This window comes from Pseudomonas sp. T8, assembly GCF_024610635.1.
In the GTDB taxonomy this organism is placed as follows: Bacteria; Pseudomonadota; Gammaproteobacteria; order Pseudomonadales; family Pseudomonadaceae; genus Aquipseudomonas; species Aquipseudomonas chlororaphis_I.
Map to the genome: position 1 here is coordinate 6,874,044 of NZ_CP102374.1, position 10,468 is coordinate 6,884,511.

A 10,468-nucleotide genomic window follows, 5' to 3' on the forward strand; every position below is an offset into this window, starting at 1 on the left:
ATGCAATTCACCATCACGATCAACCAGGTGAAGGCGCTCGAGTGGGGACTGAACTCTCAGCAGGCCCTGCTGTTCGCCTTCATCTACGGCTGCCCGAGCTGGACCAAGCCGGTAAAGACTGACGACGGGATCTTCTTCGCGCTGAGCAAGGCCAAGATCGTCGAGGAGCTGCCGCTTCTCACCGACAAGCCGGACACTGCCTATCGCATGCTGAAGGCCCTGGACGAGGCCGGTTTGATCGAGCTTTCCAGCACTTCCAACATCACGCTTTTCCGGCTGACCGAAAAGGCCATCGAGTGGAACCAGAAGCTCGATGGGTCGGAAAAATATCCGACCCCACCAGAAAACAAAGGTCGGAAAAAAATCCGATCTACCCCGGAAAAATCTCCGAGCAAGGTCGGAAGAAAATCCGAGCAAGGGTCGGAAAAAAATCCGACAAATCAGGATACCAATCATCAGGATACCAATCAGGGTACAAGTCAGGACTTGCAGGACGGTCCGGACAAGCCGGCGCCGTCCGGTGGCTTGGTGGCTCTGGATCGCCTCGAAGCGCCGCGGGTTGAGATCCCGGCCGACATGCCAGGCCCCAAAGACCAAGCCTGCAAGACCTTCAAGGTCTGGGCTAACTACGCGATGGCCTACCGCAAGCGCTACAACGCCTGGCCGGTATGGAACGCCAAGGTCGGTGGTCAGCTCGGCCAACTTGTCGACCGCCTCGGCGCCGATGTCGCCCACCACGTAGCCGCTCACTTCCTGAAGAACAGTGATGCCGGTGTCGTGCGCAAGTGCCACAGCCTCAACGAGCTGCTGGCCAACGCCGAGAGTTACCACACCCAGTGGGTCACCAATCGCCAGATGAACTCGACCACTGCCCAGCAGATCGAGCGCAAGCAGGCGAACCTGAATGCCGGCATGGAAGCGGCACAACGGATCATGCAGCGCGCAGGAGGGCAGCCCAATGAGTTCCTCTGAGCGTATGGCGCCTGACCAAATTGCCCGCCTGACCCTGGCGATCACCGCCACCGCGGAAGTTCTGGGCCAAACCATCACGTCCGAAGCCGCTGAAATGATGGCTGACGACCTGGCCGACTATCCCGCTGAGGCGGTGGCCGGCGCGCTGAAGGCCTGCCGCCGCGAGCTGACCGGCAAGCTGACCTTGGCCGCCATTCTCCAGCGGGTGCAGGCCGCCGACGGCCGCCCTGGCAAGGATGAGGCCTGGGCCATCGCCATGACCACGAACGACGAGTTCGAAACCGTGGTGCTGACCGACGAGATTCAGCTGGCCCTGGCTGCTGCAAAGCCTGTCCTCGACGCCGGCGACAAGGTTGGGGCGCGCATGGCGTTCATCAGCGCCTACGAGCGGTTCGTCGGCCAGGCCCGGGAAGACGCCAAGCCGGTCAACTGGCACGTCTCGGTGGGCTTCGACGCCAATCGCCGCATCCAGGCGGTCACCAAGGCGGTGGAGATGAAGCGTATCCCGCAGGAGCGCGGGCGGTTGTACCTGGCCGACCTGAGCGTCACGCCAGTTACCGAAGACGGCCGGGCCGTCGTAGCACTGCTCACCGGTGAGGTGGCCAGGCCATCGCCAAAGCTGCGGGCAAAGTTAGAGGCCGTGAGGAGCTCGATGCTGGAAATGCGAGCGGCATCAGCCAGAAGGAAGGACGAAATGCGGATTGAAGCAGCCAACGAGTTGGCGGATCGCCGGGCGATGCTGGTTCAGCAGGCCCAGGAATTGGAAGCGGGGAGGGCGGCGCAATGACTATCGACAAGGAAAAGCTGAAGTCTCTGCTGTGGTCCGTAGTGGCCTCATGGAAGGCTGAGGATGACGACCTGCAGCGTCACACCGCTGCGCTGGATGAACACCTGGGCGACAAGACGGTGGAGGAGGTAGCGCTTCAGCTGATCGCCGAGAACGAGCGCCTGAAGACATTGCGGAGCACGACCGAGCGTGATCTTGCGCAAGAGCTTGAGGTTTGGCGGAAAGGCCCTTCCTGCTGGAGCTGCGGCGACACCGGTGATGTGCATGACATGGCTGGCGAATGGCGTGGCAAATGCGATTGCAATGCAGCCAAGTTGATTGACGCTGCCAGCGATCGCGACCAGCTCAAGGCCGAGAACGAGGCGCTGCGCAAGGCGATCACCGACATCAATGGCGCGCTGGACCGCGATTGCTATCGCGTGGATGACACGGCAGTAACGGCGGTGCAGCCATGACCGACAAGATCAGCGTCAACTGCCCGGCCAAGCTCTCCGAGGCCATCACCAGGCTCCGCGCGATGTTCCGCGACAAGAAGTTCGTCGTGGTGTCCCTACGGCCCGGGAAGGACCGCACACTCGACCAGAACCGGCTGTGGTTCGCGATGTACAAGCGCATCTCCGAGATGACCCAGATCGGCGATGCCGCCGACGCCCGCCAGTACTGCAAGTTGCACATTGGCGTGCAGATCCTGCTGAACGAGGATGCGGGGTTCCAGGCTGAGTGGTACCGGGTGATGCGTCACCTGCCGTACGAAACGAAGCTGTCGATGATGGGCGGCTGCAAGCTGTTTGGCCCGGACGGGTTCCCAGTGACAAGCCTGTTCAATCGCGCCCAGGGCGTGGCGTACACCGACCGCATCGTCGCGCGCTTTGCTCCCCAGGGCGTGTACTTCGACGATCTGCTGAGCCAGGAGGCCGCATGACGATCGAACGCAAGCAGCCGAAACCGAAGAAATGCCGCGTCGCTACATGCAGGGCCTCATTCGTCCCTTCACGCCTGGGCCAGGCCGTATGCAGCCCGGCTTGCGCAATCATCGATGCGCCACGCAACCAGGAGAAGGCGCGCAAGTCGCTGGCCCAGGTTGAGCGCCGGGAGATCAAGGTTCGCAAGGAGCGCATCAAGACCCGCAGCGATCACTTCCGGGAAACGCAGGCGGTGTTCAACGAGTGGATCCGCCTACGCGATGCCGCGTTGCCTTGTGTCAGCTGTGGCCGCCATCACGAAGGCCAGTACCACGCCGGCCACTACCGAACTGTGGGAGCTAACCCAGAGCTTCGGTTCGAGCCGCTCAACGTCCACAAACAGTGCGCCCCCTGCAACAACCACAAGTCCGGCGACATCGTGAATTACCGCATTGAGCTGGTGAAGCGGATCGGCCAGGACCAGGTCGAGTGGCTTGAAGGCCCTCATTCGGCCCGCAAGTACACCGCCGACGAGCTCAAGGCACTGAAGGCCAAGTATCGAGAACTGATCAAAGAACTGAAGAGGGAAGCAGCATGAAGCTGATCAACGCAAGGCAAGTATGGACTGAGGCTCAGCACGAATCGAACGCGTCGATCAGCGCTGTGGCAATTGAAAGGGCAGAGGCGGCGCCGGTAAAGACCGGTGGACGCATCAGTAAGCGTGAGGTCAGGTTCCCAGCGTTGGGCAGCGAGAAGGGCGAAGAGGCGGCGCACTTCTCGGTGCCTGGACAGCGGATCAGCATCAGCGAGACTCGCCGCACGCCGATTGGTCGGTCCACCGCCCGCGCCGCGCACCTAGCCACGATCGGCAAGGTTCTGCGCGCCATCGACACGCTTCCGTTTCAGGTTCAGCAGTTCGGGCACTACCTGTACCACCCCTGCATGACCGTAGTGCACATGCTCAACGCCGAGAAGCTGATCTGGGCTGACACTGACTTTTCAGCGCTGACCGATGCCAAGGCCGCGAAGGTGCATTGCCTGGTCACCTGCGCTTTGCAGTCGTACAAGGCCGAGGCGAATGGTGGAGCTCCATGGGGGCCGGCACGGGTAGCTGAGGGGATGTTGAAGCTCTACGGAATCACCATCGAGCCCAAGCATTGGGATCGGGACTGGAAGGAAGTTTGGGAGTTTCTTCGCGCCGCCATCCAGGACGTGGATATTCAGGCTCAGCAGCCCGTTTGGCAGGTGATTCACGCGGAAAAAGAAGAAAGTGCAGCGTAATTAGTTGACATGGTGGGTTTTTATAGGTACTTTTTCTACATTGCGCAACGTGACTCCAGCGCAGAGACCTTCCCAAGCCCAGCCATCGCGCTGGGCTTTTTTGTTGTCTGGTGTTTTGTGTTTTGGCATGATTCTGCCTCCATTCCTCGCCCAATCTTCCATCCCTCTCAACTGGAGACTGGGCTGAGGAATGGCCCAAACCCAGCCACCGAGCCGGGTTTTTTATTTTGCGCACTGGTAGGATCGCGCTTTTTTAGACAAGTGAGTTTTGCTTAATGGTGATGTTCTTGCTGCTTTCTGGGCTTGGTCTAATGGTGGCCATGCAGCTGGTAATTTTTTTCGTGGCATTTAAGAACTCGCCGCCCCAAGCGTTTATTTGTTTGTTCATCCCGTTTTATGTGTATGTCTATGCGAAGAAAGATGTCCAAGCGAAGCCTTTCTTGTGGCTCTGGTATGGAGGAGTGGCGCTACTAATCGCTGGCGTGATCGCTTCGTCTTGATCAAATGAAGTAATAATTCTGAAGCCCGGCCACCGCGCCGGGTTTTTTATTGCCTGAAATTCGCCGCCATAGCTCCAGTGGTAGAGCGGTTGCCTTGTAAGCGAACGGCCCTGGGTTCGAATCCTCGTGGCGGCACCATATTGGCATGTAGCTCAGTCGGTAGAGCAGGCGGCTGTTAACCGCCCGGTCGGAGGTTCGAACCCTCCCATGCCAGCCAGCAACACCTGTAGCCAGGACAGCCCTCGGGAAGACCTGGACGTCGATAGCCGGATAGTGCGACGTACGGAATCAACACCGGCAGCCCGTGCATCCTGACCTCACATGCTTTCAGGGTGGCGCGAGGCCTGAGCGGCGAGACCGATGCAGCAGGGTGTCGGCGCGGCGATGGCTACGGCAGACGGCGGGAAAGACCGCGCACCTATTCAGGGCCCCTGCATTCGCAGGGGCTTTTTCGTTTCTGGAGCGTGAGTATGGCGACGGCAATCCTTGCCGCAGTGGCCGCAAATAATGCTGCCATTGCAGCTGCCGGTGCAGCTGGCGGCCGTGCGGACCTCGTAACTGGATGGCCAGCAGTTGTTCTTGTAGGGCTCATGGGCACCATCGTGGTCGTTGGGCTTGGCATGATCATCTACCTTGAGTGGCTTAAAAGCCGCTAACTCATGGCCTCAGCATTCGCTGGGGCTTTTTCATTTCTGGAGCACAGCATGAAGAGCGAATACCGTCAGGTGGTTGAGTCGATCATCTCGCAAGAGGCCAAGCTGGCCGAAGTTAAGAAGATGCATGACGGAGCTTTGGCTCGTGTTGCGAAGACAGCAGAATGGGTAAAGTTCAACGAGGCCAGCCTGAAGAAATATGAAGACAGGCTGGCTGAGATCGAGAGTGCTAGAAGCCTAGGCACTTTGTAAGAAGCTCAAGCTCCTCTATGTCGCCCTTCACAGCTTTTTCTTTTTTGTCTAAGTCGATCACTACCATCTGATCTTTAGATGATACGAAGTCGCTTTTGTAATACAGGTTGTCGCAAATGCTGCTGGCAGTACCGCTGGCCTGGATTGCATAGAAAGACGATGTTTCTTCCCACTTTGACGTTGCAATTTCTCCCACCTGCTTCGTGAAGGATTCATAGCGCTCTTGGTAGGTGGAGTCGTACTTGATACGGAAAGTAATGATGAAGTGTCCCATGGTTCCATCCGTTGTCGCGATTCAGGAATTACGACGATAGCACGGAGCCATAAGCCCGCCACTGAGCGGGTTTTTTCATTTTTGGGCTATGCCCGGGCCAACGCAGGCCATTTTTATTCATCAACTCCCGACCGGGAGGAAATCGAGATGCCGAACATGCCCGATAAACCAGATACCTGGCTGCTTGTCCTTGCGTGGCTGAGTCAGCACGCGCCGACGATCTATGCCGGAGCGCTGTCGTTTGTAGTTGGTGCTTTACGCATCATCTACGGCGGTGGGACTCGGCGCCAGGCGCTGCTCGAGGCCTGTCTCTGCACCTTGATCACCATCGGGCTGATACCGCTGCTCGAGTATTTCGGGTTGCCGCAGAGCTTCGCCACGCCGGCTGGAGTGTTCATCGGCTTTCTCGGTGTGAAGAAGATCGCTGAACTGGCTGATCGGTTCGCTGACTTCAAGTTGCCGAGTCGAAAGGCAGAGTAGGCCCATGGACTACATCGTCGGCGGAAACCACTACTCGGCGAGCTACCAGGAGTTGCGCGAGGAACACGCCCGATTCACCGGGATGACCGACAAGCGCTTCCTGAAGGAACTGCCCGCGGCGCTGCACTTCGCGGTGTTCGTGTGCTGGTTCAAGGAGCTGCCGTCGAGCCAGGTCCTGTCGGATGAGGGGATCGTTCACCAGCTGGCCCACTTGATCCACTTGAAGGGCGAGCCGTTGGTAATGACCAGGCTTGGTGAGATTCGCGAGCTGTTCAACAAGCAGCTTCAGCTAGCAGCGTAGGTCGCGAAACTGAAGAGAGCATGGCAACCATTATCACGCTGACGATCAAGATCGAGCAGTAGTTTTAAAGTGCCATTACGTGGTCTACGCTCTCTGAAAAATCCACATGGAAGGAAGCGGGCATGGTAATCAGGATCGTTTCAGTCTCGGTGCTTTTGAGTATATGTGCAGGTGCATTTGGTTCGGAGACTCAGACTCAGCTTGAGATTGAGACCGATGCTACATATGCCAAGCTTCCTAAGACAGTTCCCCTGCTTCTCAGGTATCCCAATGCGGTTTCGAATAATTTAGATGCTCAGCGCCAAGGCATTGCTGCGCTTCTCGACTATCAAACCGCTGCTGCGCATTGTCGAGTAATCCACAATTTCTATGAACGACGAGCGAAGAGCGCCGAAGGTGCGAAACTTGGAGTTGGCATGATTGGTGGTGTGGCCGGATTTGTGGGAGCCATGCTTGCCGCGGCAGGAACTGGAGGGGTCTGGCCAGGAGTAAGTGCTGGAATTGCGGGCGTCGCTAGTTCGACATTAGGAACTGCCGAGAAAGGCCCCCTTGCACCAAGCTCTTATTCGGCGCAGAGGGAGCTTGTGGCTAAAGCTATAACAACATCGGCTGCAAAACTGGATGGGCAAACAACTGGAGACAGTATCTATCGGAACGCGGTAGTGCTGCTCGCAGCATGCCCTGTTCCTGTCAAATGAATACGGATTAGGAGTGTGCCGCAGGTGAGTACGGCACTATTTCTTTTCAGACTTTCAGTGCGGCTTGTATCAAGTCTGTGTACTTGGAAAGTCTATCCATTTCCCAGTCGAGCTGGCCGTCAGAGCCTGGGGAGTTTGAAACCTTTTCTGCTATCAATTCTAAGGCAGCAGAAACAGCAAGTGCCTTTTGAGCTTCTGGTTTCAGGTTGTGGTATGCGCCTCCACCAAGCGTGGTTAGTGCTTTGATAGCTTCTGACATGTTGCGCTCCTTGCGTTGAGTTGAAACCCACCAACACCGGCAACCATCCACTATTTCAAGTATCAGGTGACCTATGGGCAGACCTATGCCTCCAGAGTCGCTGCTGGAGCTATCTGACCTGTCCGAGGTCGGTATTCGCCTGACTCCAGCTCCCGAGGTGTGGGACTGGCTCCACGCCGAGATCCTTGCCGACACTGGCAGCATCCACAACGAAGACCACGCTCACCTGCTGGATGCAGACATCCGGATCATGTGGGCATCGTCGAGCTTCGAGAAGCAGGAGCGCCGACTACTTGGCCAGGCCGAGCAGGTAGCGTTCCGTGCCGGTGGCTGGCAAAAGGCCCGAATGGAACAGCAGATGCGTGATTGGTTTGGCGATGTGCCGGCTTTCATCATCACCTTGGCTGCCGACTACTGCGCCCAGTGCTCCGACGCTGAGTTCTGCGCCCTCATAGAGCACGAGCTTTATCACCTGGCCCACGCCAAGGATAAGTACGGCCAACCAGCCTTCACCAAGGAAGGCGCGCCCAAGCTTGAGATGCGCGGCCATGACGTCAACGAGTTTGTAGCAATCGTTGAGCGATACGGCGTTGGCGCTCCGGACAGTGACGTCTCTCGCATGGTCGAGGCAGCAAAAACTCCTGCAAAGGTAGGTCGAGCATCCATTGCGAATGCTTGTGGTACTTGTCTACTGAGGGCTGTGTAGTGGAAGAGCAGTGGAAGACGATTCTGGATTATCCAGACTACGCGGTAAGCAATCTGGGAAGGATAAAACGTCTGACCACCAGAACCTGCGCTAAGGCTGGGATGATTCTCAAAACTCCCGGGCGCAGCAAGTCTCGGCCATATCTGAGCGTTGATCTCTGCTACCCGGGCGGGAAGCGTACTGAGCTCGTTCACCGGCTGGTCGCTGTTGCATTTCTGGGTGAGCCTCCATTTCAAGGTGCCGAGGTCAATCATATTGACGCCGACCGAGGGAATGCGGCCGCTTCAAATCTGGAATGGGTCACGTCCTCAGCGAATCAATTGCACGCCTATGCGTCCGGGCTGCAGACAGCTAAGGGCGAGTCGAACGGTCAGGCAAAGCTTACCGAGCCTGAAGTGCTGGAGATGCGTGCGCTTCATGCTACGGCGGGCGTCGACATGGAGTCTCTTGCTGACCGGTACGGCATCCATAAGCGGACAGCGCTTGATGTCGTGACTCGCCGCTCTTGGGCGCACATCTGACGCCGCCAACAATCCTGCTGAGGTGGGGAAATTGAACATATCGAGGGCCTGCGGAACCTGTCTGCTCAAGTCGGCCTGATCCTTGACAGGACCTTGACGGAATAAACCCATATGGCAGCCCTGAAAGATGAGGTGAAGCGCTTCATTGTGCAGGCGTTGGCCTGCTTTGATACGCCCACGCAGGTAGTGCAGGCGGTCAAGGAAACATTCGGGCTCGATGTAACTCGCCAGCAGTGCGAGCTGTACGACCCAACGAAGTACGCCGGTCGTGATCTTGGGGTGAAGTGGCGGACGGTCTTCGAAGATACCCGCAAGCGTTTTCGCGAGGACACGGCTGAGATCCCGATTGCCAATAGAGCATTCAGACTGCGTGGCCTTGGCAGGATGGCCGAAAAGGCCGAGAACATGCGCAACCTGGCCTTGACCGCTCAGCTTTACGAGCAGGCCGCCAAGGAGTGCGGCGATATGTACGTCAACCGAAAGATCGAACCCGATAAGCCCCTGGGCTCCCAGGCGGACCAGCAGCACGCAGTTGCTGAGTACACCCTGGAGCCAGACGAACGTGTCCCGACTACCCCGCACCTATGACCCGCCGGTAAAGCTGACGCCGAAACAGGCTAACATTTACGTGTGGGGATTCCAGCCTGAGGCGCGCTTCCGTGATGCGGTGTGTGGTCGCCGGTTCGGCAAGACATTCCTGGGCAAGGCCGAGATGCGCCGAGCTGCACGCCTGGCTGCTGAATGGGGTGTGAGCGTCGAGGATGAGATCTGGTACGGCGCGCCGACCTTCAAGCAGGCCAAGCGCGTGTTTTGGCGGCGCCTGAAGCAGGCCATCCCCGAGGCGTGGCGCGCTACCCGTCCAAACGAGACGGAATGTTCGATCACCCTGAAGTCTGGCCACGTTATGCGCGTGGTGGGGCTCGACAACTACGACAACCTGCGTGGCTCCGGTCTGTTCTTCGTCCTGGTGGATGAATGGGCGGACTGCCCGTGGGAGGCCTGGGAAGAAGTTCTGCGGCCGATGCTCTCGACCTGTCAGTACACGATTCCTGGCATAGGAGCGCGGAAGGGCGGCCATGCGCTGCGCATCGGTACACCGAAGGGTTTCAACCACTGCTACGACACGTTCCAGGACGGCCGTCCGGGTCATGAGCCTGACCACAAGAGCTGGCTATACACCTCGCTCGATGGCGGCAACGTCCCGGCTGAAGAGCTGGAAGCGGCCCGCCGCAAGATGGACCCCCGGACTTTCCGGCAGGAGTACGAAGCCAGCTTCGAGAACTACGCCGGCGTCGTGTACTACACGTTCAATCGTGATGAGTGCCGGACTTCCGAGCGGATCAAGCCAGGCGAAGCCCTACACATCGGCATGGACTTCAACGTCATGAAGATGAGCGCCGTGGTCTACGTGGTGCGGGATGACCTGCCGTTAGCTCTGGATGAGTTCCACGCTGTGCGTGATACGCCGGAGATGATCGAGAAGATCCAGGCGCGGTTCCCGGGCCATACCGTTGCGGTCTATCCGGACGCCAGCGGCCAGAACACCAGCAGCAAGAACGCTAGCGAGTCGGACCTGTCGCTACTCAAGAAGGCAGGTTTCACCGTTGTCGTCGACTCAACAAACCCAGGTGTGAAAGACCGGGTTAATGCTCTGAATGCGATGCTCCTTAACACCTATGGCGAGCGCCGCCTGAAGGTCAACATCGATCAGTGCCCCCAGCTCACCTTGTGCCTGGAACGCCAGACCTACACAGACAAGGGTGAGCCGGACAAGGATCCGAAGAAGGGGCACGACCACATGAACGACGCTGCCGGCTACTTCATCGCCAAGCGTTATCCGATCAAGGCACGCACCGCCTCTACTGCCCCTCTGAGAATCTGA

19 protein-coding genes and 2 tRNA genes are annotated in these 10,468 nt (G+C 58.2%); 18 read left to right on the plus strand and 3 right to left on the minus strand.

What is annotated here, in order from left to right; translation table 11 throughout:
- The 6 genes from NRG23_RS31320 to NRG23_RS31345 are packed head-to-tail and all read left to right on the plus strand — an operon-like array spanning position 1 to position 3,942.
- Positions 1–972, plus strand: a complete 972-nt coding sequence (locus NRG23_RS31320) for a phage replication protein (RefSeq protein WP_257373262.1) — start codon at positions 1–3, stop codon at positions 970–972.
- The gene (locus NRG23_RS31325; protein WP_257373264.1) at positions 959–1,759 is read left to right on the plus strand and encodes a hypothetical protein; all 801 of its coding nucleotides are present in this window, start codon (positions 959–961) and stop codon (positions 1,757–1,759) included. The genes NRG23_RS31320 and NRG23_RS31325 overlap by 14 nt, the downstream gene beginning before the upstream one ends.
- Entirely contained in the window at positions 1,756–2,214 is a 459-nt protein-coding gene (locus NRG23_RS31330; protein WP_257373265.1) for a hypothetical protein, read from the plus strand. The genes NRG23_RS31325 and NRG23_RS31330 overlap by 4 nt, the downstream gene beginning before the upstream one ends.
- On the plus strand, positions 2,211–2,681 hold the full coding sequence (locus NRG23_RS31335) for a hypothetical protein (protein WP_257373266.1): 471 nt from the start codon (positions 2,211–2,213) through the stop codon (positions 2,679–2,681). Before NRG23_RS31330 ends, NRG23_RS31335 begins: the two co-directional genes overlap by 4 nt.
- A complete protein-coding gene (locus NRG23_RS31340; RefSeq protein ID WP_257373267.1) occupies positions 2,678–3,259 on the plus strand; it encodes a recombination protein NinG in 582 nt (193 codons plus the stop codon). The genes NRG23_RS31335 and NRG23_RS31340 overlap by 4 nt, the downstream gene beginning before the upstream one ends.
- Positions 3,256–3,942: a hypothetical protein gene (locus tag NRG23_RS31345; protein ID WP_257373268.1), complete on the plus strand. Its 687-nt coding sequence runs from the start codon at positions 3,256–3,258 to the stop codon at positions 3,940–3,942. The genes NRG23_RS31340 and NRG23_RS31345 overlap by 4 nt, the downstream gene beginning before the upstream one ends.
- On the opposite strand, the gene NRG23_RS31350 is transcribed toward NRG23_RS31345, so the two are convergent.
- A complete protein-coding gene (locus NRG23_RS31350; protein ID WP_257373269.1) occupies positions 3,943–4,071 on the minus strand; it encodes a hypothetical protein in 129 nt (42 codons plus the stop codon).
- A 146-nt stretch (positions 4,072–4,217) separates the two neighbouring features.
- On the opposite strand from NRG23_RS31350, the gene NRG23_RS31355 reads away from it, so the two are divergent.
- From NRG23_RS31355 to NRG23_RS31375, 5 genes are all read left to right on the plus strand, one after another.
- Positions 4,218–4,442: a hypothetical protein gene (locus NRG23_RS31355; protein ID WP_257373270.1), complete on the plus strand. Its 225-nt coding sequence runs from the start codon at positions 4,218–4,220 to the stop codon at positions 4,440–4,442.
- A gap of 62 nt (positions 4,443–4,504) precedes the next feature.
- A tRNA-Thr gene (locus tag NRG23_RS31360) sits at positions 4,505–4,580 on the plus strand.
- A 3-nt stretch (positions 4,581–4,583) separates the two neighbouring features.
- Positions 4,584–4,659 (plus strand) — tRNA-Asn (locus NRG23_RS31365).
- A 253-nt stretch (positions 4,660–4,912) separates the two neighbouring features.
- The gene (locus tag NRG23_RS31370; RefSeq protein ID WP_257373271.1) at positions 4,913–5,098 is read left to right on the plus strand and encodes a hypothetical protein; all 186 of its coding nucleotides are present in this window, start codon (positions 4,913–4,915) and stop codon (positions 5,096–5,098) included.
- Positions 5,099–5,146: 48 nt separating this feature from the next.
- Positions 5,147–5,347, plus strand: coding sequence for a hypothetical protein (locus tag NRG23_RS31375; protein ID WP_257373272.1), 201 nt, complete (start codon positions 5,147–5,149; stop codon positions 5,345–5,347).
- On the opposite strand, the gene NRG23_RS31380 is transcribed toward NRG23_RS31375, so the two are convergent.
- Positions 5,325–5,621, minus strand: coding sequence for a hypothetical protein (locus NRG23_RS31380; protein ID WP_257373274.1), 297 nt, complete (start codon positions 5,619–5,621; stop codon positions 5,325–5,327). The genes NRG23_RS31375 and NRG23_RS31380 overlap by 23 nt on opposite strands.
- 147 nt (positions 5,622–5,768) lie before the next feature.
- Here NRG23_RS31380 and NRG23_RS31385 point away from each other — a divergent pair, with 147 nt between their 5' ends.
- The 3 genes from NRG23_RS31385 (at position 5,769) to NRG23_RS31395 (ending at position 7,100) form a co-directional block, all read left to right on the plus strand.
- Entirely contained in the window at positions 5,769–6,101 is a 333-nt protein-coding gene (locus tag NRG23_RS31385) for a phage holin, lambda family (RefSeq protein WP_041983323.1), read from the plus strand.
- A gap of 4 nt (positions 6,102–6,105) precedes the next feature.
- Positions 6,106–6,402: a hypothetical protein gene (locus NRG23_RS31390; protein ID WP_257373276.1), complete on the plus strand. Its 297-nt coding sequence runs from the start codon at positions 6,106–6,108 to the stop codon at positions 6,400–6,402.
- Positions 6,403–6,524: 122 nt separating this feature from the next.
- Positions 6,525–7,100, plus strand: coding sequence for a hypothetical protein (locus NRG23_RS31395; protein ID WP_257373277.1), 576 nt, complete (start codon positions 6,525–6,527; stop codon positions 7,098–7,100).
- Between the two features lie 46 nt (positions 7,101–7,146).
- Here the strand turns inward: NRG23_RS31395 and NRG23_RS31400 are convergent, their stop codons facing one another.
- Positions 7,147–7,359 (minus strand): hypothetical protein, encoded by a 213-nt coding sequence (locus tag NRG23_RS31400; protein ID WP_257373278.1) that lies wholly within the window; start codon positions 7,357–7,359, stop codon positions 7,147–7,149.
- A gap of 73 nt (positions 7,360–7,432) precedes the next feature.
- Between NRG23_RS31400 and NRG23_RS31405 the strand changes: the two genes are divergently transcribed.
- The 4 genes from NRG23_RS31405 (at position 7,433) to NRG23_RS31420 (ending at position 10,468) form a co-directional block, all read left to right on the plus strand.
- Positions 7,433–8,065 (plus strand): putative metallopeptidase, encoded by a 633-nt coding sequence (locus NRG23_RS31405; RefSeq protein WP_257373279.1) that lies wholly within the window; start codon positions 7,433–7,435, stop codon positions 8,063–8,065.
- Positions 8,065–8,586, plus strand: coding sequence for an NUMOD4 motif-containing HNH endonuclease (locus NRG23_RS31410; RefSeq protein ID WP_257373280.1), 522 nt, complete (start codon positions 8,065–8,067; stop codon positions 8,584–8,586). Before NRG23_RS31405 ends, NRG23_RS31410 begins: the two co-directional genes overlap by 1 nt.
- Before the next feature lie 111 nt (positions 8,587–8,697).
- Complete coding sequence (locus NRG23_RS31415) at positions 8,698–9,174, plus strand: DUF2280 domain-containing protein (protein ID WP_009048040.1); 477 nt, start codon at positions 8,698–8,700, stop codon at positions 9,172–9,174.
- Positions 9,149–10,468: a terminase large subunit gene (locus NRG23_RS31420; protein ID WP_257373282.1), complete on the plus strand. Its 1,320-nt coding sequence runs from the start codon at positions 9,149–9,151 to the stop codon at positions 10,466–10,468. The genes NRG23_RS31415 and NRG23_RS31420 overlap by 26 nt, the downstream gene beginning before the upstream one ends.

What these genes read in the sequence shown, in the direction of transcription:
- NRG23_RS31355 (WP_257373270.1), top strand. Translation starts at nt 4,218, where the DNA reads ATGGTGATGTTCTTGCTGCTTTCTGGGCTTGGTCTAATGGTGGCCATG.
- NRG23_RS31390 (WP_257373276.1), top strand. Translation starts at nt 6,106, where the DNA reads ATGGACTACATCGTCGGCGGAAACCACTACTCGGCGAGCTACCAGGAG.
- NRG23_RS31395 (WP_257373277.1), top strand. Translation starts at nt 6,525, where the DNA reads ATGGTAATCAGGATCGTTTCAGTCTCGGTGCTTTTGAGTATATGTGCA.
- NRG23_RS31340 (WP_257373267.1), top strand. Translation starts at nt 2,678, where the DNA reads ATGACGATCGAACGCAAGCAGCCGAAACCGAAGAAATGCCGCGTCGCT.
- NRG23_RS31385 (WP_041983323.1), top strand. Translation starts at nt 5,769, where the DNA reads ATGCCGAACATGCCCGATAAACCAGATACCTGGCTGCTTGTCCTTGCG.
- NRG23_RS31405 (WP_257373279.1), top strand. Translation starts at nt 7,433, where the DNA reads ATGGGCAGACCTATGCCTCCAGAGTCGCTGCTGGAGCTATCTGACCTG.
- NRG23_RS31320 (WP_257373262.1), top strand. Translation starts at nt 1, where the DNA reads ATGCAATTCACCATCACGATCAACCAGGTGAAGGCGCTCGAGTGGGGA.
- NRG23_RS31400 (WP_257373278.1), bottom strand. Translation starts at nt 7,359, where the DNA reads ATGTCAGAAGCTATCAAAGCACTAACCACGCTTGGTGGAGGCGCATAC.
- NRG23_RS31375 (WP_257373272.1), top strand. Translation starts at nt 5,147, where the DNA reads ATGAAGAGCGAATACCGTCAGGTGGTTGAGTCGATCATCTCGCAAGAG.
- NRG23_RS31335 (WP_257373266.1), top strand. Translation starts at nt 2,211, where the DNA reads ATGACCGACAAGATCAGCGTCAACTGCCCGGCCAAGCTCTCCGAGGCC.
- NRG23_RS31330 (WP_257373265.1), top strand. Translation starts at nt 1,756, where the DNA reads ATGACTATCGACAAGGAAAAGCTGAAGTCTCTGCTGTGGTCCGTAGTG.
- NRG23_RS31345 (WP_257373268.1), top strand. Translation starts at nt 3,256, where the DNA reads ATGAAGCTGATCAACGCAAGGCAAGTATGGACTGAGGCTCAGCACGAA.
- NRG23_RS31415 (WP_009048040.1), top strand. Translation starts at nt 8,698, where the DNA reads ATGGCAGCCCTGAAAGATGAGGTGAAGCGCTTCATTGTGCAGGCGTTG.
- NRG23_RS31350 (WP_257373269.1), bottom strand. Translation starts at nt 4,071, where the DNA reads ATGCCAAAACACAAAACACCAGACAACAAAAAAGCCCAGCGCGATGGC.
- NRG23_RS31370 (WP_257373271.1), top strand. Translation starts at nt 4,913, where the DNA reads ATGGCGACGGCAATCCTTGCCGCAGTGGCCGCAAATAATGCTGCCATT.
- NRG23_RS31325 (WP_257373264.1), top strand. Translation starts at nt 959, where the DNA reads ATGAGTTCCTCTGAGCGTATGGCGCCTGACCAAATTGCCCGCCTGACC.
- NRG23_RS31380 (WP_257373274.1), bottom strand. Translation starts at nt 5,621, where the DNA reads ATGGGACACTTCATCATTACTTTCCGTATCAAGTACGACTCCACCTAC.